The following is an 18,306-nucleotide window of genomic DNA, read 5'->3' as shown; positions in this document are numbered from 1 at the left end:
AAATTAAAATTTCAACATCAGGTTAACACCAATATTCCGCGTTCTGGGCATGTTCACGCCACCGGTTCCTTGCGCATTGGTTACCGACTCCTGAAACTCAGGATCCAGACCCGCATCCTTCACGCGTTTGTCGCGGTAAAGAATGAAAAGGTTGCTCGCTACCAGCGCCACGGAGGCGGCCTGGATTTTTACATGCCGTAATATGCTGGAAGGGATATTGTAGTTTAGTACCACACGGCGCACTTTTACAAAATCAGTTTTATAGGTGTAGAGTGCTGAGTATCCCCTTCCCAACTGGTTGTAGTAAGCCTGGATATTGGCAGGAGTCCACAGGTAGCTGAAAGAGTCACCTTTCTGGTCTACCCCCTCGAGCTGCAGACCTGTTTCGCGGCCCGGTAAGGTCATGGGCGTCAGGCCAAACCGTGTGGCGTAGAACATCAGGTTGTTGTAACCAACTGCACCAAATTTGCCATCCAGCAATACGTTCAGAGAGAAATTTTTGTACTTGAAAGTATTGGTTAATCCCAGCGTATGCGGGGGATTTCCTACACCAAAAGGGATTTCTTCGCCCTCGGGGAAGTGACTTACCGAGTTATAAATAGGTGTCCCGTCTGGCATCGTTTTGGGCCTGATCACCATGACCGTACCGTAGGGGAGGCCCGGGCGGTTCACAATCCTGGCACCCTGGATGCCGTTACCCAGTGAAATCTCCGCAACCGTGGGTGCCAGCTCTACAATTTTACTTTTATTGTAAGCATAGTTTAAGGTGATATCCCATTTGAAGTCATTGGTTTTGATAGGGTTGCCTGTCAGCAGTATCTCCACACCTCTGTTGGTTACCTTGCCTATATTGACATTGCCGCCAGTAAATCCGCTGGCTTCTGAAATATTTACACCCACGATGTCATTCGTTGTTACTTTGCTGTAATAAGTAAAATCAAGTCCCAGACGGCTGCGGAAGAATTTCGCATCAAAACCAATTTCCGAGGTAGTTACCGTCAGAGGTTTCAGGTTGGGTGTTGGCAGCCTGGACGATACATTCTGTGCCGGAAGGTTGTAGCCGTTGGTGGTAGAAATGGAATAGGTTTGATTCACCTGTCCGGCATTGACCGTGGCACTGCCCACCCGCGCCCATGATCCGCGCAACTTCAGGAAACTGATTTTCTGCGGCATACTGATCATCTCGGAAAGTACGGCGGAGGCGCCTACCGATGGATAGAAAATCGAGTTATGCCCCGGGTTCAGCGTTGAAAACCAATCCTGCCTTCCTGTGAAGGACAGAAAGAGCATCCGGCTGTAATCCAGGTCTGCGGATGCAAAAAGGGAATTGGTACCAGTCCTGCTTTCTGTGTGATATGCCGGAGTGCTGGTTGCTGTCGTGGTAATGGTAGTGAGGTTTGTGAGGCTGATAAAATCGGGGATTACGAAATTGATTCCGTTGAGGTTATTGTTAATAAAAGTAGCTCTTTCCTGATTGGCACCGGCCATGGCGGTTAAACCAAAATTTTCCAGAAACGAACCATTGTAATTGATGGTAGCCTGCAGGTTGGTGATCTGCTGGTTGCCGTTGCTGGTATTAAGCGCACCAAAGGGCTGTGAGTTTTTCCCGATTGGTACAAAATCCGAACGTTCGTAATACTGGAAGTCGCGCTGGCCTTTTGCCATTAAAAACAGGTTTTTCGTCAGGTTCATCTGTACGCTGGTGGAAGCGATGTACCGTTTGGTCTGATCATTGTTCCCCATCTTGTTTACAATAAAATATGGATTCGGAGCTTCGGGGGCAGGGTTCCAGGCCAACTCTCTTCCGGTTTCCAGGTTATACCCCGGTGCCAGATTGCGGATATCTACAGTGTTCGCAACCAGGTAAACCGGCCATGCAGCATTCATTTCGGCATAGCCCACGGTGGGCCTGTTTGTTCCCTTTACGATATTGTACTGCACATCGGATTTAACCACGAAGAGATCGTTTTTGCCAAGCTTGGCCATCAGTGCCAGGTTGGCTGTCTGTCTTCCGTAGGAGGAATTGGGCTGCATACTCCTGGATCGCAGGTCTGAAATAGATAGTCTGCCGTTGACGGCCTCAGTACCTGCTGTGAAAGCGATGGTATTGGTGATATCGGTACTGTTCCGATAGAAATTTTTGATATTGTCTTTCACGCTGATGGGCGCGTAAGGGTGCATCTTGCCATCCACCTGCATATACTGCAGGGAGGGGTCAACCTTTGCGCCATAAGATAAGCGGCCCGATGCCTGCGCTTCGGCTACTGTTTTCGGGATGTTGCCGTTCTGTCCCTGCCCATACTGGTTTTGGAAATTTGGAAATTCACTGGGGGTTCCTACGGTCGCAACGGAGTTGAACTCTACACCCACGCCTTTCTGTGCGCGCCCCGACTTGGTGGTGATTAGGATTACCCCGTTGGCAGCCTGGCTTCCGTAGAGGGCCGCGGCCGCACCACCTTTAAGGACTGATATGCTTTCGATATCATCGGGGTTGATCATCGAAATCCCGTCACCGCGGTCAATATTCAACCCGGAGGTATTCTGGCTGGCGCCATTGTTGGAGTTATTGATCGGCAGACCGTTTACCACATACAGGGGCTGCTGATTGGGGTTGGATCCGCTCAGGGAATTATTTCCCCGGATAATCACCCGGCTCGAACCGCCAGGGCCTGCGTTGATCTGCGTGGCATCCACACCAGCAATTTTGCCCGTCAGCGCACTGGCAATGTTGTTATCCCGTGCCTGGGTAAATTCTTCTCCGCGAACTTCACTTACCGCATAGGTAAGGGCCTTTTTTTCCTTGGATATACCAAAAGCAGTGACTACTACTTCGGTAAGGGCGTGCTCAGACGGTTTGAGCTGAACATCCAGCATGCTTTCGTTACCGATCGGGATTTCCTGGCTTTCATAACCTACAAAACTGAAGATCAGGGTACCACCCTGGCTCGGCAGGGAAATTTTAAACTGGCCTGTAATATCTGTGACAGTACCCGTGGATGTACCCTTCACTACCACACTCACTCCAGGCAGCGGTTCTTTTTTTTCATCCAGTACCTTTCCGGTAATTTCCTTTGCAGGGAGCGGCATCACGGTAGGCATACCGATGGACTGCACATTGCCGACGAACACCGGTCTGATACTTTCCTCCCGGATGTAGGTTTCTTCTTCAATGGTTCTTTTGGTTTTCATTGCCTTGATTACCACCGTTTTGCCAACGATTGAATAGGTGAGCGACTGGCCCGCCAGGCAAAGGTCCAGTGCCTTTTCCAGCGTGATGTTCCTGACGTTAATATTGACCGAGGAGGTTTGCCGCAGAAGGGCATCGTCATAGAAAAAGGTATATCCCGACTGCTTTTTCAGGATATCAAATACTTTTACCAGCGCAAGATTATTGCCTGCAAGGGTTACTTTTTGGGAGTAACTTGCGGCATGTACATGCAGGCAGGCGAGAATTATCAGGATAACAGAAAGTTTCACTATCTTAACGATATTAAAGTTTTCGTAAGACCTTCCATGGCCCTTTTCGTAAGAGCATAGTTTTCTATACATTTGTGAGATTTGGGTTAACTGTTGTCAATTGTAAGCGAATAGGTACAATACTCCCAGCCGGCTTGCCGGAAGGGAAAAAGAGAGCCCAGACATATCCCAACTTACACTTGGGAGCTTAATCAGGGGCGGGCCAACGCTCCTGATTTTTTTGTTTTGCATCTGGTCTGATAAATTTTCGGGAGAATCAGGGAGGAGAAAATGTTTTCATAATTTTTTTAGTTAGGTTGTTATGGTATAATAATAATGACTTAGATTAACTCGGTGCTGTAAACTGTTGACTATAAACTGTTTACTATTAACTCGTTCCTCCGCCTAAGGCTTCAGCACAATTTCTTTGCCTTCCACATTCAGGTGTACTTTGCTTACTTCCAGTATTTCCAGTACTTGCGACAGGGTAGCACTTCGGGGTATCTCCCCGCTGAATTTTCTGTCGGGCAGCTTTCCTTCATATCGGACAGTTACGTCGTACCATTTGGTAAGCTGCCGCATAATTTCGGGAAGGCCGGTTTTATTAAACCGGAAATACCCGTTTTTCCAGGCAACGGATTGTTGCACATCCACGTTTTTGATAGTTATCGCTACTGATTTTTCCAATATACTTGCCTGCTGGCCGGGTTTTAGCAGACTTTTTCTATCACCCTTCCTGATTCTCACCGAACCTTCCAACAGCGTTGTTTCCACGGCTTCTTCGTCTCCGTAGGCATTTATATTAAAATGCGTTCCAAGTACCTCTACTTCAACATCATTTACTTTTACCATAAATGGTACCTTGCCCTGGCTTGCGAGGGACTTGCGGTAAACAGTGTTTATTTCAAAATATGCTTCGCCGTTAATCTCAACACTTCTGACGTGCTCATCAAACACTGTAGGATAACGGATAGAGGAGGCTGCATTCAGCCATACTTTGCTGCCATCCGGCAACACCACGTTGTATTGCCCTCCGCGTGGTGTTTTCAAGATGTTGTAGGCAGGCTGTGCATCTTTCCCTGTATTTGTAACTTTATACGCAAGCTGTCCTTTCCCAATTTTGATCACCGAAACATTGCCCTGCCTGGTCAATTCGCCTTCGGAGGCGTTATCCAGTAAAATGGTGCTTCCATCTGATAGGGTAAGTAACGCTTTGTTTCCACCCGGCTCAATATCAGAGACTCCGGACGTCCTGACGACTTCCGCTGGCAAGGAAGATGGCGTTTTGGCCCAGTAATACAAACTCGTGCCGATAACCAGAAGTATACTTACTGCTATGGATATACGTCTCCATAGAAGTGTCTGGGTTTCTTCTTCGTAATCAGGTTGTTCCGGCCGGTTGTTACTGTTCAGTATGTTATTCAGTATCCGCCTGCTCTTTTGCTCGGGAAAAACCTGACGGCCAGAAAAAAAAGATTGCCATGCCTCTTCCATCAACTGTTTGATGAGCGCTTCATTTTCAGAGTTTTCCAGTAATGCTGCAAGTTCCAGCTTTTCTTCCTCCGTGGCAGTTTCATCAAAATGCCGGTAAAAAAGATAAGTTGTGCGATTACTGTCCATGAGATATATTTCCCGTTTTTATGTAGAAGACACATAAAATTGGGTAAAGGGTCAATAGGAAGAAATTTATTTTTGAAATTTTTTAAAATAATGGAATTTTGTCTGAAACTCAGGCCGACGGCGTTTCAGAGGTCAGGAGAAGATTGTGCGGGTGATCAGGTAAATTCTTAAAACGTTTCCTGCGTTGTTTTTAACATACCTGGAAATGGAGGCCATAGCCAGGCTGATATGCCGTTTTACGGTTTCTTTGGAAAGCTGGAGATTTTCGGCTATTTCTTCATGTTTCATACCGTCCTCCCGGCTCATACGCCACACTTTTTGCTGCTGGGGAGCGAGGTGGGCAATGGCTGCTTCAAGGAAGGAATAGTATTTTTCATGATCCTGGACGGCATCGGGATCCTCTGAATGCGGCAGTTCAGATACCCAATTCTGATACAGAATAGCCTTACGCGCCTCGTTCCGCAGTATATTAAAAGCATGATTGCGCGTAGCAGTAAACAGGTAGGCTCGGAAGTTCTGTATACCGGCAAGCTGTTCACGGCGTGTCCAGAGTTTCAGGAAAATGTCCTGGACGATTTCCTCTGTGAGCGGTAATGATTTGGTCAGCCTGAGCACGTAGTCACCTAGTTCCTGATGGAACATATAGAATATACTGGAGAATGCTTGTTCATCTCCTTGTGCTACTTTTTCAAGTAACTCCAGCTCATTGTAGACAACTTTCAGAGGCACGTCAGATCAGGTAAAATAGGTAACAAACCCTGCAGGCGGTTCGGAAAATTAAAGTTAATAAAATATTGCTTTTATCTAAACAAAATGTTGGTACACCTTTCATTTTTTAGTCAAAATGCAAAATAATCATGAATGTGGCATTCATCTGGTCCTGGGACGGGAGCAAAGCAGTGTTTTGGATGCCTGTCCGGAGAAATCCTGACCGTTTAATCTTTTTAATTAGCTATGATGCTGCAACAGAAAGCTTTTGGTTAAATTGGCGTAATATTTAAATTTCAACGTTGTGATGACGGGCACCCCTGCTAAAATTCGATTTATTGCCATTGACGACAATCCACTGGATTTACTTTTTATTTCAGAGTACTCCAAATCCTATCCGTTTCTACAGGACTGCGGTACTTTCAATATGGCTCTGGAGGGTTACGAAGCCGTGCAGTACATAAAGCCCGACCTGGTGTTTCTGGATGTTGAAATGCCCGGAACCAGCGGAATAGATCTGCTGAGGAAAATCAGAAGCCAGGTGCCCATGGCTGTATTCATTACTTCCCACCTTGAATTTGCTCTGGATGGTTATGAGCTGTCGGCGCTGGATTATATCCTGAAACCGCTTACCGAGGAACGATTTGCCCAGACGGTCCGCCGGATCTGTGATTACTGGGATATGAAACAGAAATCTGAGGCATACGAGATGATGTTTGAGCAGGACACGCTGAGTATCAAGGAGGGATATAACCGGATTAAATTGCCGCAAAGGGAAATTGTGTACCTGGAAGCCATGCAGGACTACACCAAAATTGTGACTACCAGAAAAAACTACCTCACCTTATCGTCCCTTTCCTTTTTCATGGAACAGCTTGCGCCTAGCCTGTTTGTGAGGGTTCACCGCAGTTACGCGGTTTCCCTGGGGCATATCACTGAGCTGAGAAATTCGGAGCTGATTTGTAATAATACAGTGATCCCGGTCGGGAAAACTTACCGTTCCACCGTAGCCAAGCTCAAATTGTAGCGATGAGAATTTTCCTGATTTTGCTTATCACACTTGCAGGGGTATCAGAAATATCGGCACAGGCCATGCCGGACCTGAAAGCATATAAAACCATACCCGCCAAGCTGGAAGCACTGTCGCATATTTGCGATTCTCTGATAGAGCAGGAGGATTACGAGCAGGAAAAACGAGTGGCCGCTTATGCTTTGCGTATGGTTCCGGCGACGAACAATTATTACCTCGCGCTGTTTAATTTTAATCTTGGCGTAGCAGAGGAATACCTCCTAGGAGACAGTACCTTCTATTATCACGAAAAAGGACTGGCTTACGCCAGAAAGGCGAAGAGCCCGGTGAGGATCAGCCGGTCGCTCAACAGGCTTCTTTTTATGTACAATAATGTGGCAGGCCACACCAAAAAGGTGGAAGCAGCGCTGAAAGAAGTACTGGGAATTATTGATACCACCCGGTCTGAAAGGGATAAAATAGCGCTGTACGCTACCGTTGCCAATTATTATACTTTAAAGGGAGAGTATGAAATTCAGGTTAAATATTTGCTTCAGGCCATTGCATTAAAGAAAAAACTGATCAACAGCGGTGAAATAAAGGACAGGGAAGTGATTGTTTCCAACCTGATGAACCTGGCCGAACTTTATATCGAACTGAACCAGCCGGAAAAAGGGCTTGCCTATAGTAAGGAAGCCAGGGGGTATATTGTGAGGAACAAGACGTATCTGTCGCATTATTACAAGGACATGACGGACGTATATCTGAGCATGAAAAATCTTGGCATGGCAAGGGTCTACTACGACAGTGTGGCACGCATGATAGATCCCGCCAGTAAACTGATCCGTGGCCGGTTCAACAAAATTGCCCTGGATCTTGGTTTCACGGATTATTATCTGAGCCAGCATAAGATTGACAGCGCTTATTTGTACATCACAAGGGCAAACGAGCTGGCCGCCGACTGGGCAGACGATTTTCTGATGTCCCAGGTCAAATACATGCAGGGGGAAGTGTACCTGGCAAAAAAAGAATACAAAAAGGCGTTGCCATTGCTGGTAGCTTCAGAGCCACTTTGTGCTGACTCCGGCCCGCAGATATATGTTGAACTGCTCAAATCGCTGGCACGGTGTTATGCTGCCACCGGACAATGGAAACAGGCCAATGATTATTACGAAAAGTATATCCCCCTGCGGGATTCGCTCTACCTGGAGGCGTCCAAAAAAAGTATCGCCGATGCCGAAGCACTGTATCAGAATAAAGACAAGCAGCAGCAGATCGAACTGAAAAACATACAGATAACCGATGCAAAAAAACAACGGTTGTGGTTAAGTACCGGTTTAGGATTGATGGTCTTTTCATTGGCTCTGCTCGGTATTATTTATCGGAACAAAAGGAAAAATGCACAGATACTGGATCTGAAAAACAGTGAACTGGCCGGTGTTATTGGGAAACTCCAGGAAGCCAACCAAACCAAGGCCAAGCTCTTCAGTATTATCAGTCATGATCTGCGCTCCCCGATCAGTCAGGTATACCAGTTTCTGAAACTGCAGCAGCTTAATCCGAAACTGCTTAGCGAAACGCAGAAATCGGAGCTCAGCACAAAGATACAAACAGCCACCGGTTCACTCCTGGAGACGATGGAAGACCTGCTGCTTTGGTCCAAAACCCAGATGAACGAGTTTAAAACCAACATTCAGCCAACAGATGTCTTTATTGTTGCCGAGCAATGTCTGAAACTTTTACAGCTGAATATTGAAGCAAAAAATCTTAGGATCGATAACCAGATCACCCCGGAAACCATCGTATCTACCGACCCTTATTATCTTCAGACAATTCTGAGAAACCTGCTCCAGAATGCTATTAGAGCTTCAGGAAACGGGGAGGTAATCAGTATCGCCTTTTCTCAAAATGCAGGCAGAAAGGTTCTTTCAATTGAAAATGAGGGCGCGTTTGGTCAGGAACAGTATCTGGATATTTTATCCCGGGCGGATACCGAACAAAGTTTGTCAGGACTTGGGCTAAGGCTTGTAGACGAACTCTCCGCAAAAACGGGCCTAAGGATCAGTTTTGAAAATCCTGCTCCCCAGGTTACCCGGGCATTGGTTTCGTTCTGAGTTTTTTGTCATTTGGCGGTAGTCTGTCAACAAAATGCGTCGTTGATTTTCGCGAATTTCATGCACTGATAACCCTAACCGTTCCTGAAATGGTTGTAATATCCTTTAACAGATTTTGTAATAAGAATATAGGGTGATCAAATTTTTTGGCATTACCATTTGGTTAAATCATATAAGTTTAATGTTTAAAAAGTTTATCCTACATTGTGAAGTAATTGGTACTGATCCCTTCCTCCCTCAGCGTGAAAAAGATATTGTTACTCTCTTTGTTGGGTATTTCCTTTGGTACCACAGGGTTGTTAAAACTTCCGGAATTTGATTTCCATCATATTTTCAGGCGCTGCTCCGGTAGTAATTCATTTTGTTCGGGATGTAGCACCTGTGTATACTGCAAACATTGTGCTGTGAATGGTGGCAGCTGTGCCGTGTGTTATATCCCGCGTGCGGTTGTAAACAAAAATAGTCCGGCGGCATCCCATCCAAAGAAAAGAAAAACAACGGGCAGCCATTTATCCCGCCCATCTTCGGGCCTGGTATCCAGCCCCAAACCGCAAAAACGATCAGAGTTGATAGACGATAGAAGTGGTACGGAACCGGCGGACCCAGATTCTTTCGAGGTTGCGAAAGTTGTAGATCCTGTTGTAAAAGAGGTAGTTGTGGATTTGCCGGTCAAGAAAACGCCGGACCATGTTACCAATACTGGTTTTCGGGAATATAATTATGCTGTTGAAATTCCGGAGGGAGCACAATTTGTACGCGTTACTGCCGGGAGGGCGAATCTGAGGTCGGAGGCAAGTACTTCATCTAAAATCCGGCAGCAGCTTCAACACGGGGATTTGCTCTTAAAACTGGGAAGGAAAAAGGGATGGTTGAAAGTGCAGACGCTGGATTCGGGTGAGATAGGGTATGTGTCCGAAAATTTACTCTTATAGTTAAATGCTCATTGTTATTAAAAACGCTTAAATTGTGCTAACACTTTCCCTGACCTATTATGCATAAAGTTTTTCGCTTCAATATTTTTATATTTCTCGCAATAGTTTTGTTTGGATGCGGTGGTGGTGGAGACCATGATCCTGTAGAGTGGAATTTTGACAAATCGGAAATCACAGAAAACAAACCAGCAAGTACTGCAACATTAAACGTAGATGTTTACCTGGACGTCACCGGGTCAATGGAAGGATTTTCGGTGCCAGGGCAGAGTAATTTTGGAAGGTTCATCGATGATATAGAAGCCACCTGTCAGAATACCTGGCGGGAAACCGATATTAAATATTATAAGTATGGAAGCCGGGTGGACAGTATTTCCAGGGAAGAGTTTGTTTCTGCCAAAAATGAGAAAACGATTTTCACGGACGGGACAATCAATAACAAGACAGACTTTGCCAATGCCATCAGGAATACTACTTCTCAGCGCGTCAGTGTGTTTATCACTGATTTGTTTTACAGCAATAACGACATCAACGCAGTGGTTAGAACCATCAAGGATAAATGCATTGAAAAAGGTATTGAAGTGGGTGTTGCCGGTGTGACAAGCGATTTTAATGGCTCTGTGGGAGACCTTGGACAGGGCCTCAGGCGCATAAAAGTTGACAAACAGCGTACGCTGTTTGCACTGGTGTTTGGTGATCAAACAAATATTGATCTGCTGTTCAGGAGTTTAAGAAACAAGCCCTACATCACCGGAGATCAGTTCCTGGTATTTGCCAACAAGCCAACGCAAAGTTTTGAGGTGAATCTGGAAAAGGACAGGCAAAGCAAGCAGATTAATAAAAGCAGCCTTCCCAAAAAGGCCTATGAAAAGTACGGCAATGTGTTTGCCTTCACGATGAAAGAAAGAGAAACACATGGACTGGCTCACCTGGAGCTGATCTTGCAGAAGGATCAGCTGACGCCGGGATATGGTGCTGCCAATATTAAAGCACAGGTTTTTAAGCGGACGGCGTCAGAAAAAGATTCGGTTGCCGCGGATGGAGAAGTTAAAATAAGCAATGTTAAAATCTCAGGTGCTAAGCTCACTTCGGACCTGGAAATAACCAATAACGACCCTGAGGGAAAGTATTCTTATGCCGTGTATTTCACGTTGGACAATACCGTCCCGCTTACGATGCCTCAATGGGTTAAGGACATTAGTTCAGCGTCTGTCGATAGTGTTGCGTATGGCAAAACCCTCAATCTGGAAAAGCTGCTCACCGACGTATCCACCAGCCACGTGACCGCCATGCAGCCCAAAATTGCCAAGTTCTATATTTACCTCGAAAAGAAATAAATCCAATTATAAATCCTCAACTGAAATGAATAAGAGTCCGATTAACTATTTGTTGACCGCCGTGGCCGGTGCTGTACTATGGGTTGTTTTTGCAATATTGTTAGCCAGTTATTTTTCTGAAAATCCCAGCCTTGCTGAGAAGTATCCGGAAGACCTCGCCAGTGAATTACGCCTTATTTTTGGGCTGGGGGCATTGTTGAGCGTCCTTTTTGCGGGTTACTGGTTCTATTATGGCAGCCAGGAAAAAGTTGCCGGAGAGTTGCCGGCCGCCAAGACCACATGGCGGGCAATGTTTTTTTCTCAAATCCTCATCGCCGTTGTTTTAACGTTTGTGATCATTTTTTTGAATACAGACGAAGGTATTGAATCACAGTGGTTTGGGATCTATTTCGCGGTGCTTTGTGTGCTGACCTTTGTATTATTCTGGGTTACAACCTTTCTTTTTTCACCACGTACGGTAAAATATATCCCATTCGGTAAATAATTCATTCCAATGATAAAAAATGTATTGATCGGAATCGGGGGAACCGGTTCCCGGGTGATAGAATCCGTGGTTCATTTATGTGCTGCCGGGCTCGGGCCTGATAAATTGCATATTTTCATGATTGATCCTGACCAGGGAAACGGCAACCTGACCAGGACAAAGTCATTGATAAAAAGGTATACCGAGGTACGAGAGAAATTTCAGAGAACCGAAAACAACAAATCTTTCAAAACCGAAATCATCATACCTCCGGGTGACGCCCCGTTTATATGGAGCATATTTGATGAGAGGGATTATACTTTGTCCAAGTATATCAACTACGACAACATATCCCAAACCAGGCCGGAAATCGCAGACCTGGCGAACGTACTTTTTACCGAAAAGGAACTGACAACCTCGCTTAACGAAGGTTTCAGAGGGCACCCGTCGATAGGAGCGGTTGTGATGGCTGACCCGCCCATGGATGAATATCCGTTTAAGTTACTTTGGGATGGCATAGAGTCGTTGGGAAAAAATGACCTGCGGGTATTTATAGTAGGATCCATATTTGGAGGTACCGGCGCAGCTGGTTTTCCAACGCTGGGTTCCAGGCAGCTCATTAAGTTCAATGAAAAAATGCACGCGAGTTTGGGGTCGGAAAATAGCCGGGTACTGCTGGGAGGGGCGCTGGTACTTCCTTACTTTAGTTTTTCAGTAGATACTGCAAAAAGTGCCGACGAACCAATGTTTGTTACCACCAGCGATTTTCCGATTGCCACCAAGGCTGCTCTGCAATATTACGATGACAAAGAGCTTGGTTTTGATCAGTATTATTTCATAGGCGATTCGCTTGCGCAAAAGGTGGGAGAATTCAGTACAGGTAGTTCCACGCAGGAAAATAAGCCGCATTATGTAGAAATGGTGAGTGCGCTTTCGTCTTTTGATTTCTTTGCTCAATCCGGCGATAACGTTTCGGATGGGAAAAAATATTTCCTGGCCAGTCGGGAGAATGCGGAGGTAACCTGGAATATGTTGCCGCTCACGCGAGCCAGTAAAGACTTAACCGACCAGCGAAGAAATTTTAAAAAGGCAATATCGAATTTTACGATTTTTTCCTACGCATACCTCACCTACGGAAAAAAAGAGCTAGGCCGAAACCATCGGGACGTGACCATTCAGCCCTGGTATTCCGAAAACTTTAAAAAAGACTATAAGGAAGAAAGTGTTATTTATAATCCAAGGCATACCATGAACAGTGATCTGTACGCTGCCATGGATGACTATCTGAATAGCTTCCTGTTCTGGATAAGTGCCATTGACGACAGGGATAAAGTGCTGCTGGTAGACAGCGGGAAAATGATCAAAGGAGCGATTTCCAATCGAAAATTAGACCTGATTGATCCCGAAGAGAACAGAGGTGTGGTAGGGCAAATTATAAAGGGCGAATCCAAAAAGCTGGATTTCAATGCATTTCGCGGAAATGATGGGCTTCTGGATGCTATCATTAAAAACGAAACGATTACAGCCGGAAGTAAGTATCTGAATATCTTTTACGATGCTGCAAACAGATTTAATTTACGAAATCTGGTAAACAATTAAATCCTCCCGATTATGTCTAAAAAGCATTTATATCTTCCAAAACTTTCTGCCGGAGCCAACATCAGCGAGCCTTCGTCCGACGCGCTTTGGGAAGATAATGAACAAAAGGTAATTCTTTCTATAAGCAACGGAATTGAAATAGACGAGTCAGCTCAGACAAGAGGTGTATCCTCCATTCCGGATATTTACGCAAGGCCACTCACATTTTTAGGTGCGCTTCGCTCGGAACGGCACCCTTTACGCCAGAGAGTCGTACAAGAATGGAGAGGTCTTTTGAGCTTGCTGGCTTTGCACAGCGTGAAGCAGGATCTCGGAGGGTTGGTGATTTCGCCGGTCACGTTCAATGATGAGAAATTTTGTCGTGCGCTGATCAACCTGGCGCCCAAAAAAATACAGTTGGAAAAGAACGGAGTGGAATATGCCTGGACGGATGTTCTGATCATTAAATTTGAAGGTATACCCATCGGGGCATTTTCTCCGGCGACATTGGTATATACATCAGCCGATTATAACGGAAAACTGAAAAAGTTGCCAGGATTTTCCTTAAAGGATGACGAAGGCTTTCTGAAACCACCCACCAAGCAGCAAGGATTGGCATCGGTTGGGAAATGGCTGGAACATTTTATAGAAAGGTTTAATCTTCTGGCCAAGACCAGCGTCTCCGGGGCGGATGGCCACTTGTATGTTGGGAATATTAATAAATTACTGGCTGATTGGCTGGAAGATATAAGGGCAGAACTGGGCCTTGCTCAATCCGAGCAAATCAAGTCGGAAAATGTTAAAGTTTCCGACGAAATACCGGAGCATATCAGTAACAATCAACCATTGTTTTTGTCCCGATATGGGATATATCAGGAGTTGCTGAAACCCCTGGTCAAAGATAAAGCCGGGAAAGATGGCTATAAATCAGATTATAGCCTGAGTATGGAGAGAAACTATTCCGAATTCAAGGAATTGATTATTATTACTTCATCCCTGTTAAAACAAAACGGAAATCTCTGGGACGGAACGCATGTGGGTGATTTGGGGGAGATCAACGAATCATTTTTACCGACTTTTTTTTCCGGCGCTTCGGGTACTGAAATCAGTAGAATCAAATTGCAGGGGAACGGAGCTGTCTGGGTACGTCCGGAACTGTTCTTCCTTTCGGAAACGCTGCTTAAAAGCAAGACCGATTATGATATATTAAATAAGGACGAGCGTTTGTTAAACGCAGGAAATACGGAATATCTGTTACCATTCAAAAAGGAAATTCTTCTGTTTTTTTCACCGGAACAAATTCAGGATATTTTGAAGCCTGCATTTTCCAAAATAGATGGAAGGGTTGAATTTTCGTTCAAGCTTCCATTGGTAAGCGGTCAGTTGGTTGAGATTAAAAAAGTTTACCGCTACAAATCGGATGGATGGCGCACCGGGGACGGAGAAATTGTTGACTCGGAAGTACCTGTTCTGGATATATTCCCCAATTACCTGGGCGATTTCTGGTGTCAGTATTTTATTCTTTGCTCGGACAGTGAGAAATTTAAAATGGTTCCGGTAAATTATGCGAATCATTTTACGCTGACGCGGAAAGAACAGAGACTTGAAACAAACTCTTCGAGCAGCAGGGCGGAAATCATCAAGGTATCAGGCTACGATTCATTCCCGGAAGCGCTGGAAATGCGTGATCAAAAAGATGCCCTGGGAATTATTTTATTACGGAGGAACCCGGAAATAGCCAACGATTCTTTTGATACAGAAGAACCGGTGACCATCGGCGTGGATTTTGGTACCTCCAACACCAATATCTATTATCTTCAAAATAACAATCCTCAAAGACTAAAACTGGAATTTACCAAGTATGTCCGGAGTGTTCTGAATTCAAATCCGCAAAAAAGAGCGGAATTGTCAGACAACTTTTTTGTCCCGACCTATGATATTGAACTGCCAACGCCTACTACGTTAAGGAGATATACCTCCGGTGTTTCGGAAAATATGATGCTGGATTTCTTCATTTACTTCCCAAGTGAGTATACTTATCCAAAGAATGTTTTCTCAAATATCAAATGGGACTCCGATGATTCAAAGATGAATTCGTTCATTCAGGCCTTGACGTTCCTGCTGCTGGTGGACCTGGTAACAAACCGATTGGGGAAAATTGCATTTAAATGTACCTATCCCAAATCTTTTTCTGATCAGCGCAAAAGTGCATACAATGCCATGTGGAAGGCATGCCTGTCGTCTTCATTTGTATTTGATACTGATTACAGGGAATCACAGGATCCCAAATGTCTGATTTATGTGTCGGCCGACCAGAATCAAAAAACGGCCTATATAAGCAGAGATGAGACGTATTTTACCATTCCTACCAAGACAAACGGTACTTTTCATATAGATATCTCACCGATTTTTGTCTCAGAAGGGGAGTCGGCTGGGCATTATTTTTCTAGCAGCCGCATTTACACGCACAATGCCGACAGAGCCAATAAAACATTCGGCGCGGTATGCATTGATGTGGGCGGAGGAACAACCGATTTTAGCGTATGGTTTGAAAACAGGATTATTTATGATTGTTCAATCAGATTAGCCGGAGGCCAGCTTTCAAGTGTCATCAAAAGTAATCCGAGGATATGGTCTCTGCTGTTCTCCGCCGAAGCCGTAAGTGCGCTGCAGAAGGTACTGAATCACGAAGTGCAATTTTCTTCCGTCCTCAATTATATACTGAAAAAGGAAGATGAAGAAATTGGTAAAAGGCTGATCAGCAATGTGAATAATAAGGATGTTGCCTGGCTGAGAAGGACCCTTGCTATTGAATTTGCGGCACTGGCATTTTATGCGGGTCACATCTGTCTGGCTATTGATGATTTCTCGGGCAGAAAATTGTCTAAGGCTGTCAAGGAGCACGGCATAAGGTTACACTGGGGTGGAAATGCGGCCAAGTTCATCAACTGGATCGATTACGGCAAGTATGATGCCAATGGTATCGCTGTTAAGTTTCTGAATGGAATGTTCTTCAATGCCCTTAAATATCCGCTGCTGGACGAGGAGAGAAAGATAAAGCCGGCTTTGTTGGTTCAGGTACAGTCTAAGAGGCACAAGGATGAAGCCTCGGGCGGAGTAGTACTGATGAGCAGTGATGTGGTGGATAACAATCTGGTAGATGAAATGGATGATTGGGACATGTACGAAACCCAGAAGGTAGACAAAATGGAAGGGTATGTGGTAGGTGAGCCCATTCAGGTTTCAGAGCGGCTGCTTTCGCATTTCGATGTCATATCAAAAGAAATGTTATTTGAAAACGGCAACTCTAAGGTGAGAGGTGTGAAACTGGAACAGTTTGAGGAGTTTATCAAGTTGCTCAATTTTATTGGGAAGAGAACGGGGCTGTTCCCGGAAGGATCCGAGGTGAAACTGTCTGACATCAATAAGACCTCCATCCGCTCGGAGATTATCAGTGAGTTTGGTGATATCGCGTTACTTGAGGAATCTAAGAGGTCCATTCAACCCGTATTTATTATGGCCGTTAGCAGGCTGTTAACAGAATATAGTAACATAGCAAAATGATCCCGCGTATTGGTATAGATTTGGGGACGACGTTTTCATGTGTTTCGTGTATCGACGAAACCGGTATTCCCGTGATCATCAAAAATAGTGATGGGCAGGAAACAACAGCCTCGGTGATCTGGTTTGACGGCAAGGTTGCTTACGTTGGTAAAAAGGCCAACGACAGGAAGCTGCAGATGAATTCACCCATTTATGAGTTTATTAAAAGAGACATGGGTAAGGACCTTTCTCACCGTTATTTAATCAACGGAGTGAATTGTAAGGCCACGGGATATTCGGCAATGATATTGAAGAAGCTCAAGATAGAGGCTTTTTTCTATTTTAAAAGAAAGGGGCTTTTGTCGCCAAGTGATACAATAGATACCCTGAGTATCCCTGCGGTAATAACAGTACCTGCCTATTTCGGGTTTAAAGAAAGATATGAAACAAAAAAGGCCGGAATTGCTGCAGGGCTGGACGTGATAGATGTGATCAATGAGCCAACTGCAGCCGCACTCACCTATGGTTTCAGTCTTTCGGATTCCAAAAAGGTAATGGTTTTTGACCTGGGAGGAGGAACATTTGATGTCACGGTTTTACAGATGGGGTCAGAAAAAGCGCATGTAGTGGCTTCGGACGGTTCGGATGAGCTGGGAGGCAAGAACTGGGATTCGATTATTGAAAATTACCTCCTTGCCGAATTTGAGAGGCAAACAGGTGCAGAGATACCGGACGACATGTTATGGGAAGTGCAGAAGCAGGCACTCGAAAGTAAATATGAACTTTCTGAAAACATGGAGAAGACGCTGTGGGTAAATGCTTCCGGTAAAACAGCTGAAATAAACCTTTACCGTGAAAGGCTTGAAGATGAATTCAGTTTTTATGATGAGGATGATGACAACAAATTTTATTTTGAAGAACGGTCAGCGGATCTGCTGATGCTGTGTAAAGCCATTACCCGGAATATACTGGATAAGGCTGGAATGACCTGGAATGACATTGACGATATTGTGCTTGCTGGCGGCTCATGCAGAATGCCTATGATAGCCAGGATGCTGGAAAATATTTCCGGAAAAAACGTCAGGAAGAATATACCGGGTTATAACCTGGATACAGCTATTGCACAGGGTGCAGCACTTTATGGAAGGAATAGAAACCGTGTGGTGGATGTTAGTTCTAAATCCATTGGTATTGAAGTCAGGCAGAATAACCGGGTAGTCATCAATCACCTCATCCGAAAGAATACGCCCTTGCCTTTCAGTATCGCCGAGACCTTCCCGGCAGAGGAGAACGCTGTACTGTTTGTATACGAAGGGGAAAGCATTAATCCTGACGAATGTGCGCTGAGAGGTAAGTTGGAACTGGGCAATTCGCCAGGGAGAGTTGAGGTAGGTATGTCAATTGATGTGTCGGGTATCATTAACGCAACGGTTGAAGTGAATGGTACCAAAGCAGCTTTAAAAATCAAACCGGAAAGTGACGCGGAGGATGATTTGGATGTACTGGAACTGAAAGGGTTGATTGATTCGATTGATATCAGATTATAACG

The 18,306-nt window shown here is 45.1% G+C and carries 11 protein-coding genes; 8 read left to right on the top strand and 3 right to left on the bottom strand.

Translation table 11 applies throughout. The features are described 5' to 3' along the window. Positions 1-3: 3 nt before the first annotated feature. From KOE27_RS13585 to KOE27_RS13575, 3 genes are all read right to left on the bottom strand, one after another. A complete protein-coding gene (locus KOE27_RS13585; RefSeq protein ID WP_215239404.1) occupies positions 4-3,549 on the bottom strand; it encodes a SusC/RagA family TonB-linked outer membrane protein in 3,546 nt (1,181 codons plus the stop codon). A 312-nt stretch (positions 3,550-3,861) separates the two neighbouring features. Then, positions 3,862-5,076 (bottom strand): FecR family protein, encoded by a 1,215-nt coding sequence (locus KOE27_RS13580; RefSeq protein WP_215239403.1) that lies wholly within the window; start codon positions 5,074-5,076, stop codon positions 3,862-3,864. A 132-nt stretch (positions 5,077-5,208) separates the two neighbouring features. Continuing rightward, positions 5,209-5,805 carry an RNA polymerase sigma factor gene (locus KOE27_RS13575; protein WP_215239402.1) on the bottom strand — a complete coding sequence of 199 codons (597 nt, stop codon included), beginning with the start codon at positions 5,803-5,805 and terminating at the stop codon, positions 5,209-5,211. Positions 5,806-6,091: 286 nt separating this feature from the next. Here KOE27_RS13575 and KOE27_RS13570 point away from each other — a divergent pair, with 286 nt between their 5' ends. The 8 genes from KOE27_RS13570 (at position 6,092) to KOE27_RS13535 (ending at position 18,304) form a co-directional block, all read left to right on the top strand. Then, positions 6,092-6,811: a LytR/AlgR family response regulator transcription factor gene (locus KOE27_RS13570; RefSeq protein ID WP_215239401.1), complete on the top strand. Its 720-nt coding sequence runs from the start codon at positions 6,092-6,094 to the stop codon at positions 6,809-6,811. Positions 6,812-6,813: 2 nt separating this feature from the next. Next, the gene (locus tag KOE27_RS13565; RefSeq protein ID WP_215239400.1) at positions 6,814-8,907 is read left to right on the top strand and encodes a tetratricopeptide repeat-containing sensor histidine kinase; all 2,094 of its coding nucleotides are present in this window, start codon (positions 6,814-6,816) and stop codon (positions 8,905-8,907) included. 242 nt (positions 8,908-9,149) lie between these two features. Further along, entirely contained in the window at positions 9,150-9,839 is a 690-nt protein-coding gene (locus tag KOE27_RS13560) for an SH3 domain-containing protein (RefSeq protein WP_215239399.1), read from the top strand. A gap of 59 nt (positions 9,840-9,898) precedes the next feature. Beyond that, positions 9,899-11,173: a hypothetical protein gene (locus tag KOE27_RS13555; RefSeq protein ID WP_215239398.1), complete on the top strand. Its 1,275-nt coding sequence runs from the start codon at positions 9,899-9,901 to the stop codon at positions 11,171-11,173. Between the two features lie 25 nt (positions 11,174-11,198). After that, positions 11,199-11,657: a hypothetical protein gene (locus tag KOE27_RS13550; RefSeq protein ID WP_215239397.1), complete on the top strand. Its 459-nt coding sequence runs from the start codon at positions 11,199-11,201 to the stop codon at positions 11,655-11,657. Positions 11,658-11,666: 9 nt separating this feature from the next. Continuing rightward, positions 11,667-13,235, top strand: a complete 1,569-nt coding sequence (locus tag KOE27_RS13545) for a hypothetical protein (protein ID WP_215239396.1) — start codon at positions 11,667-11,669, stop codon at positions 13,233-13,235. Between the two features lie 12 nt (positions 13,236-13,247). Continuing rightward, entirely contained in the window at positions 13,248-16,778 is a 3,531-nt protein-coding gene (locus tag KOE27_RS13540; protein ID WP_215239395.1) for a hypothetical protein, read from the top strand. Continuing rightward, complete coding sequence (locus KOE27_RS13535; RefSeq protein ID WP_215239394.1) at positions 16,775-18,304, top strand: Hsp70 family protein; 1,530 nt, start codon at positions 16,775-16,777, stop codon at positions 18,302-18,304. The genes KOE27_RS13540 and KOE27_RS13535 overlap by 4 nt, the downstream gene beginning before the upstream one ends. Positions 18,305-18,306: the final 2 nt, after the last annotated feature.

Origin of the sequence: Dyadobacter sp. CECT 9275 (assembly GCF_907164905.1) — a bacterium.
Lineage (GTDB): Bacteria > Bacteroidota > Bacteroidia > Cytophagales > Spirosomataceae > Dyadobacter > Dyadobacter helix.
This window is presented reverse-complemented; position numbering and strand designations above follow the sequence as displayed.

Coding starts and splice junctions, on each gene's coding strand:
- KOE27_RS13585 (WP_215239404.1), bottom strand. CDS start 3,549: ATGTATAGAAAACTATGCTCTTACGAAAAGGGCCATGGAAGGTCTTAC.
- KOE27_RS13580 (WP_215239403.1), bottom strand. CDS start 5,076: ATGGACAGTAATCGCACAACTTATCTTTTTTACCGGCATTTTGATGAA.
- KOE27_RS13570 (WP_215239401.1), top strand. CDS start 6,092: ATGACGGGCACCCCTGCTAAAATTCGATTTATTGCCATTGACGACAAT.
- KOE27_RS13565 (WP_215239400.1), top strand. CDS start 6,814: ATGAGAATTTTCCTGATTTTGCTTATCACACTTGCAGGGGTATCAGAA.
- KOE27_RS13555 (WP_215239398.1), top strand. CDS start 9,899: ATGCATAAAGTTTTTCGCTTCAATATTTTTATATTTCTCGCAATAGTT.
- KOE27_RS13550 (WP_215239397.1), top strand. CDS start 11,199: ATGAATAAGAGTCCGATTAACTATTTGTTGACCGCCGTGGCCGGTGCT.
- KOE27_RS13545 (WP_215239396.1), top strand. CDS start 11,667: ATGATAAAAAATGTATTGATCGGAATCGGGGGAACCGGTTCCCGGGTG.
- KOE27_RS13540 (WP_215239395.1), top strand. CDS start 13,248: ATGTCTAAAAAGCATTTATATCTTCCAAAACTTTCTGCCGGAGCCAAC.
- KOE27_RS13535 (WP_215239394.1), top strand. CDS start 16,775: ATGATCCCGCGTATTGGTATAGATTTGGGGACGACGTTTTCATGTGTT.